Source organism: Candidatus Planktophila dulcis, from assembly GCF_002288225.1.
Taxonomy (GTDB): Bacteria; Actinomycetota; Actinomycetes; order Nanopelagicales; family Nanopelagicaceae; genus Planktophila; species Planktophila dulcis.
In genome coordinates this window covers 521,714-542,662 of the sequence record NZ_CP016777.1, presented here as the reverse complement: position 1 = coordinate 542,662, position 20,949 = coordinate 521,714, and the positions used below count along the sequence as shown (strand labels likewise).

19 protein-coding genes are annotated in these 20,949 nt (G+C 48.9%); 1 reads left to right on the top strand and 18 read right to left on the bottom strand.

Annotation, left to right across the window (positions count from 1 at the left end; genetic code table 11):
- Nucleotide 1: 1 nt before the first annotated feature.
- Nucleotides 2–466, bottom strand: coding sequence for a signal peptidase II (lspA, locus tag A1sIIA65_RS02785; RefSeq protein ID WP_095676071.1), 465 nt, complete (start codon nt 464–466; stop codon nt 2–4).
- A 1-nt stretch (nt 467) separates the two neighbouring features.
- Entirely contained in the window at nt 468–1,274 is an 807-nt protein-coding gene (locus A1sIIA65_RS02780; protein WP_223298555.1) for a TraR/DksA family transcriptional regulator, read from the bottom strand.
- Nucleotides 1,275–1,547: 273 nt separating this feature from the next.
- On the opposite strand from A1sIIA65_RS02780, the gene ileS reads away from it, so the two are divergent.
- Entirely contained in the window at nt 1,548–4,664 is a 3,117-nt protein-coding gene (gene ileS, locus A1sIIA65_RS02775; protein ID WP_095676070.1) for an isoleucine--tRNA ligase, read from the top strand.
- Between the two features lie 3 nt (nt 4,665–4,667).
- Here the strand turns inward: ileS and A1sIIA65_RS02770 are convergent, their stop codons facing one another.
- The 16 genes from A1sIIA65_RS02770 to rsmH form a co-directional block, all read right to left on the bottom strand.
- Nucleotides 4,668–4,949 (bottom strand): YggT family protein, encoded by a 282-nt coding sequence (locus A1sIIA65_RS02770; protein ID WP_095676069.1) that lies wholly within the window; start codon nt 4,947–4,949, stop codon nt 4,668–4,670.
- A gap of 8 nt (nt 4,950–4,957) precedes the next feature.
- On the bottom strand, nt 4,958–5,413 hold the full coding sequence (locus A1sIIA65_RS02765; protein WP_095676068.1) for a cell division protein SepF: 456 nt from the start codon (nt 5,411–5,413) through the stop codon (nt 4,958–4,960).
- Between the two features lie 12 nt (nt 5,414–5,425).
- Nucleotides 5,426–6,070, bottom strand: coding sequence for a YggS family pyridoxal phosphate-dependent enzyme (locus A1sIIA65_RS02760; RefSeq protein WP_095676067.1), 645 nt, complete (start codon nt 6,068–6,070; stop codon nt 5,426–5,428).
- Complete coding sequence (pgeF, locus tag A1sIIA65_RS02755; RefSeq protein ID WP_095676066.1) at nt 6,067–6,729, bottom strand: peptidoglycan editing factor PgeF; 663 nt, start codon at nt 6,727–6,729, stop codon at nt 6,067–6,069. Before pgeF ends, A1sIIA65_RS02760 begins: the two co-directional genes overlap by 4 nt.
- 18 nt (nt 6,730–6,747) lie before the next feature.
- Complete coding sequence (gene ftsZ, locus A1sIIA65_RS02750; RefSeq protein ID WP_095676065.1) at nt 6,748–7,875, bottom strand: cell division protein FtsZ; 1,128 nt, start codon at nt 7,873–7,875, stop codon at nt 6,748–6,750.
- Between the two features lie 192 nt (nt 7,876–8,067).
- Nucleotides 8,068–8,739 (bottom strand): cell division protein FtsQ/DivIB, encoded by a 672-nt coding sequence (locus A1sIIA65_RS02745; protein ID WP_095676064.1) that lies wholly within the window; start codon nt 8,737–8,739, stop codon nt 8,068–8,070.
- Nucleotides 8,732–10,105: a UDP-N-acetylmuramate--L-alanine ligase gene (murC, locus tag A1sIIA65_RS02740; RefSeq protein WP_095676063.1), complete on the bottom strand. Its 1,374-nt coding sequence runs from the start codon at nt 10,103–10,105 to the stop codon at nt 8,732–8,734. The genes A1sIIA65_RS02745 and murC overlap by 8 nt, the downstream gene beginning before the upstream one ends.
- Nucleotides 10,106–11,188: a UDP-N-acetylglucosamine--N-acetylmuramyl-(pentapeptide) pyrophosphoryl-undecaprenol N-acetylglucosamine transferase gene (locus tag A1sIIA65_RS02735; RefSeq protein WP_095676062.1), complete on the bottom strand. Its 1,083-nt coding sequence runs from the start codon at nt 11,186–11,188 to the stop codon at nt 10,106–10,108.
- Nucleotides 11,185–12,348, bottom strand: coding sequence for a putative lipid II flippase FtsW (gene ftsW, locus A1sIIA65_RS02730; protein ID WP_095676061.1), 1,164 nt, complete (start codon nt 12,346–12,348; stop codon nt 11,185–11,187). The genes A1sIIA65_RS02735 and ftsW overlap by 4 nt, the downstream gene beginning before the upstream one ends.
- On the bottom strand, nt 12,338–13,735 hold the full coding sequence (gene murD, locus A1sIIA65_RS02725) for a UDP-N-acetylmuramoyl-L-alanine--D-glutamate ligase (protein WP_095676060.1): 1,398 nt from the start codon (nt 13,733–13,735) through the stop codon (nt 12,338–12,340). The genes ftsW and murD overlap by 11 nt, the downstream gene beginning before the upstream one ends.
- Before the next feature lie 6 nt (nt 13,736–13,741).
- Nucleotides 13,742–14,800, bottom strand: coding sequence for a phospho-N-acetylmuramoyl-pentapeptide-transferase (gene mraY, locus A1sIIA65_RS02720; protein WP_095676059.1), 1,059 nt, complete (start codon nt 14,798–14,800; stop codon nt 13,742–13,744).
- On the bottom strand, nt 14,797–16,188 hold the full coding sequence (locus A1sIIA65_RS02715) for a UDP-N-acetylmuramoyl-tripeptide--D-alanyl-D-alanine ligase (RefSeq protein ID WP_095676058.1): 1,392 nt from the start codon (nt 16,186–16,188) through the stop codon (nt 14,797–14,799). The genes mraY and A1sIIA65_RS02715 overlap by 4 nt, the downstream gene beginning before the upstream one ends.
- Nucleotides 16,185–17,666: a UDP-N-acetylmuramoyl-L-alanyl-D-glutamate--2,6-diaminopimelate ligase gene (locus A1sIIA65_RS02710; protein ID WP_095676057.1), complete on the bottom strand. Its 1,482-nt coding sequence runs from the start codon at nt 17,664–17,666 to the stop codon at nt 16,185–16,187. Before A1sIIA65_RS02710 ends, A1sIIA65_RS02715 begins: the two co-directional genes overlap by 4 nt.
- Nucleotides 17,663–19,468 carry a peptidoglycan D,D-transpeptidase FtsI family protein gene (locus A1sIIA65_RS02705; protein ID WP_095676056.1) on the bottom strand — a complete coding sequence of 602 codons (1,806 nt, stop codon included), beginning with the start codon at nt 19,466–19,468 and terminating at the stop codon, nt 17,663–17,665. Before A1sIIA65_RS02705 ends, A1sIIA65_RS02710 begins: the two co-directional genes overlap by 4 nt.
- Nucleotides 19,461–19,889: a cell division protein FtsL gene (ftsL, locus tag A1sIIA65_RS02700; RefSeq protein ID WP_190277139.1), complete on the bottom strand. Its 429-nt coding sequence runs from the start codon at nt 19,887–19,889 to the stop codon at nt 19,461–19,463. The genes A1sIIA65_RS02705 and ftsL overlap by 8 nt, the downstream gene beginning before the upstream one ends.
- Nucleotides 19,889–20,830, bottom strand: a complete 942-nt coding sequence (gene rsmH, locus A1sIIA65_RS02695; protein ID WP_095676055.1) for a 16S rRNA (cytosine(1402)-N(4))-methyltransferase RsmH — start codon at nt 20,828–20,830, stop codon at nt 19,889–19,891. The genes ftsL and rsmH overlap by 1 nt, the downstream gene beginning before the upstream one ends.
- Nucleotides 20,831–20,949: the final 119 nt, after the last annotated feature.

Sequence of the window (20,949 nt, the reverse complement as noted above, 5' to 3'; positions counted from 1 at the left end):
GCTACCCTACCCGTGTAATGGGTGGGACATTTCTCAGCGATAAGACAAAGGCGATGAAAGCAGCAACACAAATAGCGCTATCTGCAATGTTAAAGACGGGCCAAGAGGGTATTTGAATCCAATCAATCACATGACCGTTTAAAAATGATGGCTCACGGAAGATGCGATCGGTGAGATTGCCAAGAACTCCCCCAAGAAGAAGGCCAATAGTGAGCTGCCATCCACCTGATGTGATCTTAGGTGCGAAGTAAATGACGGCAACTACGACTGCGAGAGCTAGAAGTGAGAAAGCGAGAGTGAATCCTGTAGCAATGCTAAATGCTGCACCAGGATTATGAACCAGAGTAAATTGAAGAAAAGAACCAAGTATCTTTCGAGGTTCAGATGAGAGCGAAGCTAGGGCCCACGTCTTTGTTGCAAAATCAAAGAGCCAGATAGTCCACGCAGTTGCGAACAATCGGCGCACTTTAGCGCCGCTCTTCCTTCTGCTTGCAGATCATGCACAAGGTTGCGCGAGGAAATACCTGAAGACGTGCCTTACCAATTGCTGATCCACAATCTTCACAATTTCCATATGTCTTGGCATCGATGCGCTCAAGAGCGCGCTCTGTCTGCAGCACCATGTCACGGGCATTAATAACAAGTGACATCTCGTGTTCGCGTTCGAATGTCTTCGTTCCTGAATCTGCTTGGTCATCTCCAGCACCTTCACCAGAATCAGCAATCAACTCATCCATCTCGCGTTCTACAACTGCAAGTTCATGGCGCAGACGTTCAAGATCTGAAGAGATTTCTGTGCGGACTGATTTAAGTTCAGCAGCTGTCCATGGCGCTTCATTGGCATCAGCTGTCACAGGTGTTGGCGCAGCCTTGATGGGCTTTAGTGGTGCAACTTTCTTTCCACTCTTCACAGGTCGTGGTGGTGGTGGCATTACTAAACGACGCTCTTCAACAACCGGGGCTGCAGATGGCGCAACAACAGTTGCTACTGAGACTGTCTGAGACTTTTCATCAACGGTAAGAGTTGTCTTACCAATCTTGGATGGGAAGGGACGGCCATGTGATTTAGATACAGGCGCCTTCTTAACGGGAATTGATTTCTTCGCAGGAGCTTTCTTGGCAACCTTCTTTGCAGGCGCCTTCTTAGCTGCCTTCTTGGCTACAGCTTTCTTTGCAACTTTCTTCGCAGGAGTCTTCTTTGCAACCTTTTTTGCAGGTGCCTTCTTGGCAGGGGCTTTCTTAGCCGCCTTCTTCACTACCTTTTTTCCTGGCACGCCGCGCACCTTATGCGTTTTTGCCCTCGTAACCAACTTTGCCACGCATGGTTTAGACTTCGCATGCAAGACCTTGCAGGAAATGTGCGTTGATGAGGCCATCACCTTCGGAGCACGCTGGAAGATCCGCCTCTTTGAGGTGGGGTAGAACCAGCTGAATGTAAGTAATAAAGAGGTATCGATAGCAGCAGCTTTTCGATACAAGGCGGGTGGTACCGCGAAGCTCTCAAGCTTCGTCCCTCCAAGAGAGTCTTACTTCTTGGAGGATTTTTTATGTCATCACCATTTCGCGCAATCCCTGCCGCGATCGATCTTCCTGCAATGGAACATTCGATTCTAGATTTCTGGCGCGAGAATGACATCTTCCATAAGAGCACTGAATCTCGCGCTGGTGGAACTCCTTGGACTTTTTATGAAGGCCCTCCCACCGCAAATGGAATGCCCGGCACACACCATATTGAGGCGCGCGTATTTAAGGATGTATTTCCTCGCTATCAAACAATGAAGGGCAAATACGTCACACGTAAAGCCGGGTGGGATTGTCACGGACTTCCTGTTGAGATTGCAGTAGAGAAGGAACTTGGTTTTGCAGGCAAAGGCGATATCGAAAAATATGGCATCGCACCATTTAACGATAAGTGCCGCGAATCTGTAACCCGTCACGTTGATGCATTTACCACTATGACAGAGCGTATGGGCTTCTGGGTTGATTTCGATCAAGCCTATTGGACGATGGCTCCAGAATATGTGGAGAGCGTCTGGTGGAGTTTGAAAGAGATTTGGAAGAAAGGTCTTCTCGTTCAAGACCATCGCGTTGCACCATATTGCCCTCGTTGTGGGACAGGTCTTTCAGACCACGAACTTTCACAAGGATATGAAACTGTTACTGATCCATCTGTCTTCGTTCGCTTTCCTGCAACATCAGGAGAGCTAGCAGAACTCAAAGCATCCTTCCTCGTGTGGACAACAACTCCATGGACACTTGTCTCAAATACCGCAGTCGCTGTCCACCCTGATGTGGATTACGTAGTTGTGAAGGCAACTGTTGAAGAAGTAAGTGAAGTCCTTGTTGTTGCCCAACCGCTTCTTTCCAAGGTTGCAGGCGAGCATGAAATCCTTAAGACCATCAAGGGTAAAGATCTGGAGCGCACCACATATAAGCGCCCCTTTGATTACCTTGATATTCCAGATTCGCACTTCATCGTCCTTGCAACATATGTGACTACTGAAGATGGAACAGGACTCGTTCATCAATCCCCCGCATTCGGAGCAGATGACTTACTTGTATGTCGCTCCTATGGACTACCTGTTGTAAATCCCATTGCACCAGATGGAACTTTTCTTGCAGAGACTCCTGTTGTGGGTGGAATGTTCTTTAAGGAGGCAGATAAGCCTTTGGTAAAGGACCTCAAAGCATCAGGTGCGCTCTATAAGCACCAGCCATACGAGCACGAATATCCACATTGCTGGCGCTGTCACACGGCACTTATCTATTACGCACAACCTTCTTGGTATATCCGCACAACTTCAATCAAAGATGAATTGATCCGCGAAAACCAGAAGACTGATTGGCATCCAGAGACAATCAAAACTGGTCGCTATGGTGATTGGCTCAATAACAATATCGACTGGGCTCTTTCTCGTAATCGTTATTGGGGAACTCCCCTTCCCATCTGGCGCTGTGAAAATAAGCATGAAGTTTGTGTTGATTCACTCAAAGAGTTGGGATCCCTTGCCGGCCAAGAGCTCAGCAACCTTGATCCTCACCGTCCCTTTGTCGATGACATTACCTTTGCATGTGCTGAGTGTTCATCAACAATGACTCGCGTTCCTGAAGTCATTGACTGCTGGTATGACTCAGGTGCAATGCCTTTTGCACAGTGGGGCTATCCACATAAGCCAGGTTCTGTTGAGAAGTTCAAGGCTGCATACCCTGCTGACTTCATCTGTGAAGCAATCGATCAGACCCGCGGTTGGTTCTATACCTTGATGACTATTGGAACTCTCGTCTTTGATGAAAGTTCTTATAAGAGCGTTCTCTGCCTTGGCCACATCCTTGATAAAGATGGTCGCAAGATGAGTAAGCACTTAGGCAATGTTCTTGAACCAATTTCCCTTATGGATCAACATGGCGCAGATGCTGTCCGTTGGTACATGCTCGCAGCTGGCTCTCCATGGTCTGCACGCCGCGTGGGCCACGATGCAATCTCTGATGTTGTGCGCAAAACGCTTCTGACTTACTGGAACACCATCTCCTTCCATGCACTCTATGCAGAAGCTTCTAACTTCAATCTTTCACAGAGTCCAGCACTGAAAGATCGATCCATGATGGATCAGTGGATTATCAGTGAACTCAATGCCCTCATTGCAGATGTCGATAAGTCCTATAACGACTTTGACTCACAGAATGCAGGAAAGGTCTTAGCTCGCTTTATCGATGACTTATCAAATTGGTATGTGCGACGCTCGCGCCGGCGATTCTGGGATGGCGATGTTGCAGCCCTTGCCACCTTGCATGAGTGCCTGACAACAGTGACGCAACTTCTTGCGCCCATGGTTCCCTTCATCGCAGAGCACACATGGCAGGTATTAGTACGTCCTGCAGATTCTGGAGCTGCGGCATCTGTTCACCTCACAGATTTCCCAGTTTCCAATTCATCCCTTGTTGATACCAAACTCAATGAACAAGTAGCAATGACAAGACGTGTTGTAGAACTTGGACGCGCAGCTCGCGCAGAATCTGCCATCAAGATTCGCCAGCCTCTCCAGCGTGCACTCATCTCAGCACAAGGATGGTCATCACTGCCAACAGATATGAAGGAACAGATCTCTGATGAGCTCAATGTTCTTGATCTTCAAGATATTGCCGATGCAGATGGAGATCTCGTTGATATCTCAGTCAAAGCAAACTTCAAATCACTCGGTGCTAAATACGGCAAAGCTGTGCAGGATGTTGCAAAGCTGATTGCCGCAACGGATGCGACAGCTCTTGTGAAGGGGCTTCGCACCTCAGGCTCAGCCACACTCGGTGATTTTTCCATCGACCTCGATGATCTTGTTGTGACAGAAGTTCCAAAGAGTGGCTGGATGGTTGCAAGTCATGATGGGGAAAGCGTTGCTCTCGATCTTGCACTCACCCCAGAGCTGATTGCATCAGGCCAGGTTCGCGAAGTAATCAGACTTATTCAAGAGCGTCGCAAGAGTGATGGCTTTGATATCTCAGATCGCATATCAGTCCGATGGAATGCACCTGCTGAATTAGTAGCAACGATTACAGCTAGCGCATCCCACATTGCAGATGAAGTTCTTGCCCTCTCCTTTGAACACGATTCTTCCGTGGCGCAAGAAGAGAATGAACTTGGCGTGGGAGTTGTGCTGAAAAAAGCTTAGCTCTTAGAGCAAGACGTTTATCGCTACTTGAGCAATATTGATTGCAATCAAGAGCACGATGAAAGAGAGATCAATTGCCACGCCACCTAGGCGAAGTGGCGGCACAAAGCGCTGGACAAATTTCATCGGTCTATCTGTAATTGAGTAGACAATCTCAAAGAGACCTAAGAAGATCGCATTAGGTTTCCAATTACGTGCAAACATCCGAACGTAATCGATAATGATGCGAGCAAAGAGAACGAGTTTAAAGAGACCCAGAAGTTGAATCAGTATTGAAGAGAGCATGCAGCAGGTCAGCTCTGGTTGAAGAAGCTTGCCTGAGCAGCTGTCTTATCTTCATTGCTCACAGAAACATTTGCTGGTGAGAGCAAGAAAACCTTAAGACTGATGCGTTCGATGCGTCCGTGCAGACCAAAGACAAGACCGCTTGAAAAATCAACGAGGCGCTTGCGCTCTGACTCTTCCATGTCATCGAGATTGATGATCACTGGATTGCCTTCGCGGTAGTACTCACCAACTTTGCGAGCCTCAGAGTAAGAACGTGGTTGCAAAGTGATGATGTTGTAAGAAGCTGGTTCTTCGATCATCGCAGGTTGTGTTGCTGATGAATGTGAACCAAGGACTGTTACTCCGGTGCGTTCGCGACTTGGACGTGCGACTGCAGTTCGAGCTGGGGCTTCTGAAACTGTGGTCTCTTCATCTGAATCGACGAGGCCAAGGAAGCCCATCATTTTATTGAGTGCTGACATATGACTAGGTTACTAGCGGGCTGTGCGAGAGCCGAGGATTGAGCTACCAACGCGGATATGTGTCGCACCGCAATCAATGGCGATTTCATAGTCCCCTGACATCCCTGCAGAAAGCGATTGTGCAGCTGGAAAAGCACCGATAAATCGTCGATGAATTGCAGCGATTTCAATAAATGCAGTCCGGGGTTCTAGAGCCACCGGTGGCACACACATCAGTCCCTTCAAATTCAGATGAGAGGATGCAAGGACTGCATCTGCAAGGACTGGTAGGTCAGATTCAATGACTCCCCCACGCGATGGATCTCCATCAAGGGATAGTTGAAGGAAAATATCAATGCTGGATGTGGCAACAGAATCAAGCTTTGTGATGTGGCTTGCTGTATCAAGTGAATGAATCACATCTGCCCACTGCGCTATATCTCGCAACTTTCGGCTCTGAATCTCTCCCTGATAGTGCCAAGTTGCATCCACTGCCGATGACTTTTCAAGACCTTCTTCATTGCGGTTCTCACCGAATTCACTGACTCCCAGTTCCTTCAATATCTGCACATCGCTAACGGGATAAGTCTTAGTCACCACAATCAAAGTCACATCCGGATTGGAAATACGCGCCTGCACCGCCGCAAGGTTGGCGGCTAACTCATCACGGCGGCTCATAAGCTAATGATTCCAGTTTGTCGGCCCGTAACGCCATCTCGACGGTAGGAGTAAAGATCATCGTTCTCACGTGTGCAACGAGATTCATCAATAAAGGAAATCGACTGACTTTCCAACAGAACTCGCAGGGCTGCAGGCAAATCGAGTGCAGGAGTTCCTTGAGCTGTCCGTGAAGCAGCAGCTGGGTGCAGAGCAGTAACCTCGTCATAAATTTCTTGAGAAACTTCATAACAGTTGCCACAAATAGATGGGCCGATGATTGCTGTTATCTCGCTAGAGCCCATATCGCGCATAGTTTCAAGAGCAGCAAGTGCAACACCATTGACTAGCCCTTTGCGTCCGACATGCACCGCGGCAACTGATTCGCCAGAGTGCAAGAGAAGTGGAATGCAATCTGCCACCTGCACTGCAAGGCTTATTCCAGGAATCCCAGTCACCAGCGCATCTGCAGTGGGATCTTCATCCGTTACTTCTTCAATCACTACTACGCGATTGCCATGCACCTGAGTCATGTACTGAATCGGTCCAACCTGCGCAGCAAGTAGTGCTCTATTAGCAAGAACGGTAGGCAGATCATCGAAGACGTGAGTACCAAGGTTGAGAGATGCAAAAGCACCGGAGCTTGCGCCACCGGTGCGATTGGTAAAGCGATACTTCATAAAGGTTGAGTAAGTGAATTACTTCATGAAATCTGGGACATCAATTTCATCTTCAGAGACGAGCTCTTCAAATGTAATGCGCTTGCGCGGGGCTGAATCAAGGTCAAGGGCCACAGAGAGTGGGTCATTTGATGGAATGGGATCTGCCACCCCACCCAGAGTTGTTGCATTGATAACCGGCATCACAACCTTCTTCGGTTCTCCGCCAGCAAAGCCTGCAGCGATCACAGTGATTCGAACTTCATCACCGAGTGCATCATCAATCGTTGTTCCAAAGATGATCCGTGCATCTGGGTGCGCAGCTGCCTGAACAAGTTCACACGCTTCGTTAATTTCAAAGAGACCAAGATCAGAGCCACCTGCAACAGAGAGAAGAACTCCCATTGCGCCATCAATAGATGCTTCAAGGAGTGGGCTTGAGATTGCTAGCTCTGCAGCTCTCGTTGCGCGATTATCACCACGCGCTGAACCAATTCCCATCAGTGCAGAACCTGCATCTGTCATAACAGTCTTCACATCTGCGAAGTCGAGGTTGATTAGTCCTGGCTGAGTAATGATCTCTGTGATTCCTTGAACACCAGAGAGGAGAACTTGATCTGCACTCTTAAATGCATCGACTGCTGTAATCGAACGATCTGAGATTGCAAGCAAGCGATCGTTTGGAATAACAATAAGTGTGTCCACTTGTTCACGCAGAAGTTCAATTCCTTCATCTGCTTGACGTGTGCGAATCTTTCCTTCAAATGAGAATGGCTTAGTAACAACACCGATAGTCAGCGCACCGAGATCGCGCGCAATCTTTGCAACGATTGGAGCTCCACCTGTTCCGGTTCCGCCACCTTCTCCTGCAGTAACAAAGACCATATCTGCTCCACGAAGAATTTCTTCAATCTCTTCGGTGTGATCGAGTGCAGCTTGTCTTCCCTTTTCAGGAGCAGCACCTGCACCGAGACCCTTTGTTGATGTACGACCAATATCTAATTTCACATCTGCATCACTCATTAACAAATGTTGTGCATCAGTATTGATAGCGATGAACTCAACGCCTTTTAATCCGACATCAATCATGCGATTGATTGCATTTACTCCGCCGCCGCCGATACCGACAACTTTGATGACAGCTAAGTAATTCTGTGGTGCAGCCACGTGAGTCCCCCTTTAGAACTGTAAACCTCTACTTGAGAATTACATTTCTACTCTCTTTGATGGGGGGAACGTATGCGCTTACCAAGTACTAATCAAAGACCGCCACGAACTATTTTCTCAACCCACACTTGATAGATAGAAAAGTTTTTTTGCCTAGAAATATTCGCAAAGTAAATTTCGCAATCAGATCAATTACTTCACGATAGGTGCATGTGGTGCACTCACATCAATACGACGGATGTTCTTATTCTCTTCAAGTGCAATAAGGGCGCTAATAACTTCGATTTTCAGGGCGCTCTTCTCATTGGTCCCCCACAGCACCTTGATCTCTTTTCCATCCAGTGCGATCCGCATCGCAATATTGGATTGATTATGTGCCGACAGTGAGATGACCTTTGATTTAAATTCTTCAGGAAGGCTCTGAAAGAGCTCCGTTGCCGACAGCCCTAGCTCTGGTGTTGGGGCAGATACCCGGGGCAGATCTGCCCCTTCAAAACCTGGCAAGGTAAAGATCGCTCCAGATGCATCCATTGTTGATCCATTGAAATAGGCGCTCGGGGTTCGTGGGGTTATGACTATCTCCACCTTGCCATTAATCCAATTACGTGAAATCTCAACAGATTTAATCCAGGCCAGATCTTCAATGCGATGAGCTATCGCTCGGGGTTCCACTCGTGCAAGCTTTTGTCCAGGAGAGATTGCAGCGATCTGCGAAATGGTTTTCTCAGTCTCTGTTGTTGGAGCTCCTGTGATGGAGATTGTTGAGACTGCAAAGATCGAAGACCAGGCAAAGAGATAAACAAGGCCTGCAAAGAGTGCAGCGATCAATACGCCGATAAGAGGAGCCTTGGAGAGATTACGCAAAGCGACGTTGCAACCCTTCGGCAATGATCGGAGCAAGAGAATTCACATCTCCCGCACCAAGGGTGATGATCACATCACCAGGCTTAGCCATATCAATGATGCGCTCTGAAGCTGCTGCAAAGTTTGGAATGAAATGGCCCTTGCTCATCTTCTCAGCAATGAGTTCAGAGGAGACTCCATGGATGGGTTTCTCACTTGCTGCATAGATTTCAAGCAGAGTGACATCATCTGCAAGATCCAGGGATGTTGCGAAATCATCCATAAACGCTTGTGTACGCGAATAACGATGGGGCTGGAAGATCACAAGGACTCGACCATCTCCTGCATACCTGCGCGCAGTATTGAGAGTCACTGTAATTTCTGTGGGATGGTGGCCATAGTCATCAATGATGCGAATGCCATGTTCTGTTGCCTTTAACTCAAAGCGGCGACCTGCACCACGGAAGTTATGTAATCCCTCCAGAAGCTGATGGATAGGCATTTCAAGTAAGAGGCCCATCGCAACGCAGGCTGCTGCATTCAGTAGATTGTGATAGCCAGGTATCTGCATCTCCAGATTGCCTACTGCTCTGCCTCGCCACATCACGCGGGCAGATGAAGATGCAGCTTTTAGTTCAATCTGATCGATGCGAAGGTCAGCACCTTCTGCCTGCCCATATGAGATGGCATCACATTTCAGTCCTGATGTTCCAAGTCGCATAGCGCCTGCATCATCTGCGCAATAGACCAAGAAACCATCGGGTGAAATTGTGGCTGCAAAGGAATCAAAAGCCTCAGTCACAGCCTCTGGCGTATGGAAGAAATCGACATGATCATGTTCGATATTGGTCACGATGGCAGCAAGAGGCTTGTATTCAATGAAGGAGCCATCTGATTCATCGGCTTCAGCGACAAAGAAGTTACCTGTTCCGCGGTGTGCATTGGAGCCAGATGCAGTCAGAGTTCCACCGATGGCAAATGATGGATCGACTCCACATGCCTGCAGCGCCACAGTCATCATGGAAGACGTTGTTGTCTTTCCATGTGTGCCGGCAACGGCGATACTGGTGGAGCCCTTCATCAATAGCGCGAGAGCTTGTGCTCGAGTAAGAATGGGAATAGATCGCTCAACGGCATATGCCATCTCAGGATTAGAGGAGGAGATTGCAGTTGAGTAGATGACAACATCTGCGCCTTGAACATGTGCTGCCTCATGCGATGAATACACATCGGCGCCCAGGGCGCGAAGGGCAAGGAGAACGGAAGAATCTTTGGCATCTGAGCCAGATACCAAAATGCCATCAGAGAGAGCAATACGAGCAAGACCGCTCATGCCAGAACCGCCGATACCAATAAAGTGAATCTTCTTGCCTTTCAGCGAATCCACTTACTTACCTCCGTGCAGCGCGTGTTCCATGAGTGAGACCATCTTAGATGCAGCGTTGATATCGATATCAGAACCTGCAATGGGCGCGGTGCGGCTTTGTGAGAGTAGCTCCTTGATATGTGTACTCAGCCACGTTGGTGTGAACTCACTTTGCGCAAGGATGCGTGCACGAGATTGAGAAACTAGGGCTCGCGCATTGAGCTCTTGCTCTCCATTGCCAATCGGAAGTGGAATAAAGAGTGCAAATCTTCCTAAGGTATTGACCTCAGCACATGTCACAGCACCGCTTCGAGAGATCACAAGATCCGCGGCTAAATATGCAGTTGCCATATCGGCGATATATCCATGGGATTGATATCCATCTATTGCAGAAGGGGCTTGATTACGAGCACCTATTCCATGAAGAATCTGGATTCCATCAGCGCATAGCTCTGCACGAGAATCTGCGATAACTGTATTTAAAGCAACTGATCCTTGTGATCCACCAAAGATGAAGATCAGTGGCTTGGCTGCATCAAAACCAAGTGCGCTCTTGGCTGAACTACGAGCCTGCTCCCAGTTGTGTGATGCAGCGCGATATGCGCTGGCAACATCTTCGCGCAGTGGAAGACCGGCAAGGAGTGCCTGTGAGAGCTTTCCGGAATCAATGGGATGGGCAATGGCGGTGTGTGGTGTGAAGAGCGCGCCAAGTCGATTGGCAAGACCTGGGCGAGCATTTGCTTCATGAATAACAATCGGTGTGCGAGTGAGAGCTGCAGCAAGGTATGCAGGTGCTGAGACATATCCCCCGAAACCAACAACGAGATCGGTTTTGCTCATCAGCGCAACAGATTGCGCAACAGAGCGAAGGAGTGCAAATGGTGCCCCAAGCAGAGATGGAGAAAGTCGACGTGCAATACGAACTTTGGAAATAAAGTGGAGATCAAAACCTGCTTCAGGAACTAACCGCGCTTCAAGTCCTTGGCGAGTACCCACAAAGGAAATTTTTGATTCCGGATGCGTTGCCCTGAAGGCACGTGCAACAGCCAGAGCTGGCTCCACATGGCCAGCCGTGCCACCACCTGCAAAAAGTACTCGCGTCATGCTTTGCGCTTCTTCACTATTTCTTTTCGCACTGCAGGATCACGCAGAGCCGCTCCTGCAACAAAACCAAGAGCGCAGAGCGTTGCCACGAGTGCGGAACCACCGTATGAAACTAAGGGAAGAGTTACTCCCACAACAGGAAGAACGCTTGTTGCAGAGCCAATATTCAAAAATGACTGCACAGTGATCCAGCAACCAATACCAGCACATGCATAGCGAACCATTGGTTCTTGAGCACGCAGTGCAATGCGGAAGATGGAGTAAATCAATGTTGCCAACAAGATAAGAACACTTAAGGTTCCAACGAGCCCAAGTTCTTCACCAATGACAGAGAAGATGAAGTCAGTGTGAGCTTCGGCAAGATTGCCCCACTTCTGCCTGCTTCCGCCAAGACCCACTCCGAAGAGGCCACCACTTGCAAGACCGAGCAAGCTATGAGCTGGTTGCCATCCTGCATATTTGTAATCTTCGGGAGCAAAGGGATCAAGGAAGACAAGGAAACGTTGTGCACGATAGCCAGAAGTTGCAATCAGCCCAGCTAGTACTAGCGCACCTGCTGCTGTAATCCAACCAAAGAGACGCAGCTGAATGCCTGAGACAAAGAGAAGGCCTGCAAGGATTGCTGCTATCACCGATGTTGTTCCCAAATCACGGCCATACATAATCATCGCCATAATCAAGAGAAATCCTGGGCCAATCAATCCAAAGACATTGACGTTATGACGACCTGCCTTCTCCTTACGGGCAAGGAGATAGCTTGCCCATAAAATCATCAGAAACTTTGCAAATTCACTGGGCTGGACATCGATGTATTTAAGGTTGATCCAGTTTGTATTTCCATTGACAGTCTTACCTAAACCAGGAATTAGAAGTAGTCCCAGCAGGGAAATAGAGAGCACAAGACCTAGACGTGCCAAGATCTCCCACTTAGCCAGTGAGAGCTTGGATAGATATCCAGCGAGCGGGATCGAGACCGCAACAAAGAGCAGCTGGCGAAGCACAATAGAGATTGCACTGCCTTGCGTATCAATGGCGCGAATAGATGAGGCTGAGAAGACCATAATCAAACCGATGAAGGTCAGTGCACCGGCGCTGACAAGCAACATATAGAGATGGTTGACCGGCTTTGCGAGGAAACGCTCTTGTGTCTTACTTGCCATCACGAACAACCTTTTCTACTGCTAATTTAAAGCGGTCACCGCGATCGCCATAAGAAATGAATTGGTCCATCGATGCGCACGCTGGCGCGAGCAGGACGGTGTCCCCAGATTTGGCATGCTCATGTGCAGTGCGGATAACACTCTCCATCAGAGCATTGCTCTCTCCACCTTTAGAGTAAGCAGCAGGAGCATCTACACGAATGATTTCAATCTGTGGTGCATGCTCAGTAAGTTCCTTGGCAATAAGCTCACGATCTTCACCAATAAGAATTGCAACGCGAACGCGAGATTTAATCCGCTCAACTAACTCACCCATCTCGGCGCCCTTAGCAAGACCGCCTGCGATCCAGATGACAGAGAGCGCGGACATAATCGCTGCAGATGCTGCATGTGGATTAGTAGCCTTGGAATCATTAATCCAGGTAATCCCATCGCGCTCTAGAACCGTTTCAATGCGATGACGACCAGGAGCGAACTCTGTGATGGCGATACGAATATCTTCGTGGCTCACGCCAACTGTGCGGGCTAAGCCAGCTGCTGCAAGTGCGTTAGAAACATTGTGAGGAACAGTGGGTGTTACCTCGATGAGCTCACAAATCATCGCAGCCTCTTGTGGGTCTGCCACAAATGCACGATCGACAAGGAGTTCTTCGACTACTCCGATTTCACCAGGGGAAGGGGTATCCAGTGAGAAGAAGACTTTGCGCCCCTGCCAATGCGTGGTGCGCAGAACGATTTCGCCATCATCGCTATTAAGGATTGCGGTGGCGGATTTATCAAGGATAGATAACTTGGCTTTGGCATAGGCATCAAAACTTCCATGCCAATCAAGATGATCTTGGGCGATATTGAGCACCGCTGAAGAGACAAATTCAGCATCTTCTAACCAATGAAGTTGGAAGGAGGAGAGTTCAAGAACTAGGTAGTCATATTTTTCTGTAGATTCGATGACTTCAATGACCGTAGTACCGACATTGCCACACGCTATGGCAGTTAACCCACCACTTCGCAACATCGCAGCAGCAAGTTCAACCGTTGTAGTCTTTCCATTAGTGCCAGTCAGTGCAAGCCACTTCTGTCCTGGCGCCTTTAGGCTCCATGCAAGATCGACTTCATTGATGAGCGCAATGCGCGCAGTGCGAGCTGCAACAACTACTGGATGATCTTCTCTCCACCCGGGTGAGACCAATAAGAGATCGAAATTCGAAAATTTCACACGCTCTGGAGTGATGATGGTGAAAACATCGAGTTCGGTTACCTTTTCATCAACGATGGTGACAACCGAGCCACGTTTTGCCAATGCGCGAGCACACGCAGCTCCTGTTACACCCGCACCTGCAACGAGAATCCGTTTACCATCTAACTGTGTATAGAGTGCATGAGCCATGGTGGTTTAACTTGCAACCCATTGCGTATAGAACAAGCCAAGACCGAGTGCAACGCTAAGCCCGGCAATAATCCAGAAACGAAGCACGATAGTGACTTCACCCCAACCCAAAAGTTCGAAGTGATGTTGAAGAGGTGCCATCTTAAAGAGACGTTTTCCGCCTGTAAGTTTGAAGTAAATAATCTGCATTGCAACAGAGAGTGTGATGATGACGAAGAGCCCACCTAGTGGAATAAGTAGTAGCTGCACGCGAAGAGATGCCGCAAGCCCTGCTAGCGCACCTCCTAGAGCAAGAGAGCCGGTATCCCCCATAAAGATTTTGGCAGGAGATGCGTTCCACCATAAGAATCCAGTGCATGCACCCGCAAATGCAGCGGCAAGAACTGCAAGGTCAAGTGGATCGCGCACGTTATAACAATTACTTGATGCAGATATTGCACAACTCTGACCAAACTCCCAGACACCGATGAGAATGAATGCAAGGAAGGTCATCACTGATGCACCTGTTGCAAGCCCATCAAGTCCGTCGGCGAGATTAACGCCATTACTTGTTGCTGTGACCATCAAAGCAATCCAGATAACAACAAGAACCACACCTAAGGTGATGCTCGTATCGCGCAAGGTGGAAAGATTTTGAGAAATTGGTGTGAGTCCATCACCGTCAGGAAAACGTGTTCCGAGATAGCCAAAGATTGAAGCGAAGAGAACTTGTCCGAAGATTTTCTGCTTGCCGCTGATTCCGCGTGAATTCTGTCGAGAGACCTTCATATAATCATCGAGAAATCCGACTAACCCCAGTGCGATAACAAGACCAAGGATCAGAACTGCTGAAACAGTGATGGAGCTTTGAGTAACAAGGTGCGCAACGAGATAGCCAACGAGAGCAGCAAAGATAATGATGATTCCGCCGCTAGTCGGAGTTCCACGCTTGGTGTGGTGCGTTGATGGACCATCATCGCGAATCATCTGTCCAAAGCCGCGACGGGCAAGAACTTTAATGAGAGCTGGGGTACCAAAGAGTGAGAGGCACAGTGCGAGTGCTCCGGCAATCAGAATGAGCTTCATGCCTTCTCCTCACTCTCTTTCACTCGTGACATCCACTGCGCAGATATTGCATCTGCCAATTCTTCTAACTTCTCTGACCGTGAAGCTTTCACCAAAGCAACATCACCTGGGTTGATATGTGCAGCGACTTCTAGCGCTGCAGCTTTATCTACGCAGAGATGAACTGAGGTGGCGCTCCCTGCTGCAATCTTGGCTCCATACGCAGGGGCGTCAACGCAGACCAGGTGATCGATTCCAAGTTCTGAGGCAAGGGTGCCAATACCTGCATGATCGGCATCTGATGACTCGCCGAGTTCATGCATTTTTCCTAAGAACGCCCATGATTCTCCCCCACGCTCCTGCGCAAAGAGAACCAATGTCTGCATCGCTGCCTCCATCGCTTCGGGGCTTGCGTTATATGCATCATTGATAAGCACCAGGGATGGAAGTTCATTAATCTCCATACGCCACTTTGCATGAGATTCTGCAGTCGATAGACCGCTTGCAATTTGATCCAATGAGAAACCTAGAACGGTTGCAACCGAAGCAACCGCCAATGCATTTGCCACTTGATGTAGTCCAACAATGCGAAGTCCCACAGCGCTGCGACCTTCGGGAGTGACAAGATCAAAATGTGCTCGGCCTTCACGCACTTCAATATCTTTAGCGCGAATATCGCACTCAGCACCTTCACCAAATGTGAGGTTCTTACCCTTATGCAGGGAGGCCATCTTCGGAGTAAATGCGTCATACGTGCCCAAAATTCCAATAGCTTCAGGGCTCAAGGAGCTAATCAGTTCTGACTTCGTTTGCGCGATTGCTTCAACCGAACCAAATTCACCCAGGTGCGCAGTCCCGACTTTAAGTACGAGACCAATATTGGGTTGGGCAATCGTGCACAGATGGGCGATATCGCCCTTATGGCGAGCTCCCATTTCAACGATGCAGTACTTCGTGCTTTCAGTGCAGTGAAGAAGTGAAAGAGGTGCACCAATCTCATTATTGTAATTTCCATGAGGTGCCACAGTCGGAGCAGCAGCTGAGAGTATGGAGAGCAGCAACTCCTTTGTAGTGGTCTTTCCTTGTGATCCAGTGATACCAATTACTGTGAGATTAAGCAGATTGCTGCGCACATGCTGTGCAAGCTTTCCGAGTGCGACAATCACATCTGCAACAAGAATATGAGGTCCTTCAACGCCCTGTGTTGCAAGGGTAAGTACTGCGCCACGAGAGCGAGCATCCGAGACAAAGTCGTGACCATCTACTCGCTCACCCTTGATTGCTAAAAAGAGTGAACCTGGTGTTGCATCCGCTGAATTAATCACAGCAGCTTCAGTCACGGCGACATCATCACCGTGGAGAGTTCCTTGAACAACAGATGCGATTTCAGATGCCTTCATTGCAATCATGGTTTGGCCTCGATTGCTTGAGCTAAGACAAGGCGATCATCAAAGGCAGTAACAACACCGGCAATCTCTTGCCCAGTCTCATGGCCCTTACCCAGTACCAATACCGTGTCAGCATCTGCGGCCAAAGCAACTGCCACACGGATTGCATCTGTGCGATCTTCAACGATTTGTGAAGGTGCCTGGAAATTGAGGGAAGCCGTCATCTGCTTAAGGATTTCACTGGGTTTTTCAGAACGTGGATTATCACTAGTAAAGATTGCAACGTCAGCACCATCAACAAGTGCGCGACCCATGAGGGGGCGCTTACTTGCATCGCGATCTCCCCCGCACCCTAAAACAGCAATAATCTTTCCTGGGGTAAATTCTCGAGCAGCTGCAAGAACATTGCTCACTGCATCAGGTGAATGCGCATAATCAACAAAAGCTCTATATCCCTGGCCTAGTGAGACCGCTTCAAGGCGTCCAGCTGCTCCCGTTAAAGATGGAGTAATGGCTGCAAGTTCAATCGGATCAATTCCACACTCGACTGCAATAGCCAGAGCTAGCAGGAGATTATCAAGGTTAAATCCACCAGAGAGTTGTGTGCGAGATTCAATGAGAATTCCACCTGTACCGCGTGCGCTAAATTCAACACCACGTGCAACTTTATGAGTTTGAGTGAAGTGCCATGTAGCCACCGTATTGGAACGAGAAAGTGTTGTCACACCAATCTTTACTTGATCAGCCAGGCGCTGGCCATAAGGCGAATCAATATTGATAAATGCTTGATCTGCATACTCTGATGTGAAGAGCTGCGCCTTCGCTGCAAAGTATGAATCCATATCCTTGTGAAAATCTAGGTGATCCTGCGTCAAGTTGGTAAAGGCTGCTATCGCAAAGTGAGAGCCCTTCATGCGCTTGAGTGAGAGCGCATGGCTAGAAACTTCCATCACAAGATGGCGCATGTGGCGCTCACGCATGACAGCAGCAAGTGCTTGGAGTTCAGCTGCCTCAGGTGTGGTGCGAGAACTCTTTAAGACTTCAGCACCAATACGAGTCTCTACCGTGCCAATCAGTCCACTATCGCGCCCTACCGCTGCAAAGATTTGATAGAGCAGTGTGGACACTGTGGTCTTGCCATTGGTACCTGTAATTCCAATACTCATGAGATCACGCATGGGGTTTTGATAGAGCGAGGCTGCGATAAGAGCACCAGCTGTGCGCACATCACTGACAACAAGTGCAGGTACCCCTGTGCAATACGCAAGACCTGTTTCATCTGTAAGAACTGCTACTGCCCCACGTTTTACTGCAGAATCAATAAAAGTCGCCCCGTGCACGTGCGCCCCTGCCACAGCGATAAAGAGATCTCCTGCTTCAACTTCAGAATCAACATGAGTGATGCCTGTAAAGGTGAGATCTGCGCCATGAAGAGATGCACCGACTAACTGCGCCATATCGTTGAGGGTCGCAGTAAACGGCGCGAGTGGACGAATCATTGCTTCTTTGCACTTACCTGTGTTGCGCGAGCACGAGTGAGCTCTGATTGAGTAAGTGCAACGGGAAGAATCTTTGTGCCCGTTGGAGCAACATGTTCTGATTGAAGAACAAAGGTCATAACCTTCTTAAAGACTGGTCCACCCAGGGATCCACCATAGTGACCATTCTTAGGATCTTGTAGCGTCACGCTGATGACATAACGAGGTGCATCTGCTGGTGCAAAGCCGATAAAGGATGCTGTGTATCCGCTATAGCGACCTGTGTTCTGGTCATAGCGCATCGCAGTGCCTGTCTTACCTGCAACGCGATATCCAGGAATTGCAGCACTAGGCGCTGTTCCTTGGGCCGATACGACGCTCTCCATCATAAGACGTAATTTAATCGCTGTATCCTCACTGACAACTCGAACGCTGCTGCGATTAGCTGTTGGCGTGAAATGTCCTGAGGCATCACTGGTTCCTGCAATCACAGTCGGTGATACGCGCACTCCATTATTGGCAATCGTTGCAAAGACACTTGTGGCCTGCATCGCCGTCACTGAATATCCCTGACCAAAGGCAACTGTTGGCGCGGTTGTTCCAGACCAATCTGAGACCTTGCGCAAGAGACCTGCTGATTCTCCAGGCAGACCTGAACCTGTCTTGGTTCCAATTCCAAATTTAGTGAGGTAGTTATATAAAGTATCGTGGCTGAAAGTTTCAGCGACCTTGATAGTTCCAGTATTACTTGAGACTGCCAGAATTCCTGATGCGGTCAGGTGTTGTATTGGATGCCGTTCGTGATCATGGAATGTGGAACCACCCCGCTTGAGCATGTATGGCACTGAAAATACTGTCGTCGGTGAAACGGTCTTCTCTTCAAGTGCTGCAGCCATTGTCATGACTTTGCCCGTGGAGCCTGGCTCATAAACATCTTGCACAGAGGGATTACGCATCAAGGAGAGCGCAACGTTCTTGGTGTTATTCGGATTAAAAGTTGGCGCAGTTGCGTGAGCCACGATTGCGCCTGTCTTGGGATCCATCACGATGACAGTTCCACTTGTAGCAGCTGAGGATTTCACAGCATCAGCAATCGCTTTTGCTGCAACCCACTGCACATCGCGATTGATAGTAAGTCGAACATTTGTTCCAGCACTCGCTGCGATGATTTCACGCTGTGAGCCCGGAATCTCAGCACTATATCCACGTGCAAAGGAGTACTTACCTGCTGTGCCCGTAATCTTTGAATTCATACTTGATTCAAGCCCTGTTGCACCAATTCCATCTGCGCGAACAAAGCCAACAAGAGATGAAATCAATTGTCCTGATGGATACTCGCGAATATAAGAGCGCTCAGGGAAGAAGCCGATGATGCGCTTATCAAAGTGCTTATCATCGAGGGTCTTGTTATATTCATAAATTGCTTCAGTCAACTTATCCCAGAGAGCTGGGCGACCATTCTTTAACACAATCGAGTATTTGCGCGTACCCGTGATGTTCTCTTGAACATCTGCCACAGACAACCCAAGGATTGGCGCAACAAAGTTTGCCACTCGTGCTGGATCTGTAATCTGTGTCTGATCGACTACGACAGTGATTGCTGAAACGCTGCGAGCAAAGGCGACTCCGTTGACATCGGTGATATCACCACGAGGAGCTGGAATAACGCGCGTGGACTGCATCTCATTGGCAGCTTTTTGCTGATAGTTACTTGCCTGCACTACCTGAACGCGAAAGAGCTGGCAGGCAAGGAGAGTAAAGAGAAGAAAGATTCCAATAACCAAGATATTGATACGTGATTTAGCAAGGAGCAAATTACCCATTGGTCACGCCGCTCGCAGGTGGTGTCAGATCAAGAAAGACAGGAGTCTCTGAAGGGCGCATGCCAAGGGCTGTTGCAGCTGCAGCCAATCGTTCAGGTGCTGCATATGAATCGATACTGCGATTGATGGCATCGCGCTGATCGGCTACCGCTTTTGCCTCAATCTTAAGATTAGAAAGTGTGAAGGCATCTTGGGCAAGCAGGGTGTTTATTCCCAGAAGTGTGAGGAATCCAAGTGCGCTGACAACGGTGAGAAATGTTGCAAAGTGCTTATGAGTAGCGCGAGCACCTGATGACATCTCCGGGAAAAGTCCCGAGATGATCTCTGCCGTGCGCTCTGCAACCTGTTTCTTCGCCTTTGGCGCAACTTTCTTCGTTGCAGGACGCGCAGCTGAAACTTTGCGGGCGCTAGCTATCGACATTACGCAGCCACCCTCTCGATAGCACGAAGGCGCACAGATGCCGAACGTGGATTGGATTCGAGTTCATCGGCTGTCGGTGTCTCACTCGAGCGAAAGACCAGCGAGAACTTCGCTGCATATTCAGGAAGTTCAACGGGAAGATTGCGAGGAGATTTTGACGTGGATGCTTCGGCAAAGATTTCTTTAACGATGCGATCTTCCAGCGATTGGAAGGACATCACCACAAGGCGACCGCCCACCATCAATAGATCAAGTGCATCAGGAAGTGCGCGAGTAATCGCACCGAGTTCATCATTGGCCTCAATACGCAATGCTTGGAAAGTTCTCTTTGCAGGATTTCCACCCGTGCGACGAGTAGCAGCAGGGATGCTCTCCTTCACAAGAGTTGCAAGCTCTGTGGTCGAGTTCAGCGGCGCCTTTGCGCGAGCTTTGACAATGTTCTCAACGATGCGGGTTGCAAACTTCTCTTCACCATAGGTGCGAAGAATGTGAACTAACTTTCCTGGCTCATAGGTATTGACTATCTCTGAGGCAGTTATTCCACGGCTGCGATCCATGCGCATATCAAGTGGTGCATCTTGTGAATAAGAGAATCCTCGTTCGCTCTCATCGAGCTGAATGGATGAGACGCCAAGGTCAAAGAGGGCGCCATTAATCTGGCTATATCCAAAGCCTTCAACCACACTTGAAATCTGATCAAAGATGCAATGTGAAGTCTTAAAGCGATCTGCAAATGGTGCAAGGCGCTTACTTGCGCGCTCGAGGGCAATCTCATCGCGATCGATACCAATAACTGTGAGGTTTTCAAAACGTTGCAGAAGAGCTTCTGTGTGGCCACCAAGGCCGAGAGTTCCATCAACAATCACTGGGCTCTGTGTTGCAAGAATTGCAGGTGCGAGAAGGTCGACGCAGCGATCGCGCATTACAGATATATGTTGCATCTTCTCCCCCGTTCCTTAACTACTTCACTTCTGCAAAAACTTTCGAGCGCTCATCTCTGGTCACCGCCGGCCGACGGATCTTTTTTCAGTAGCGACGCCGGGGAAGGGGCGCCGCTGCC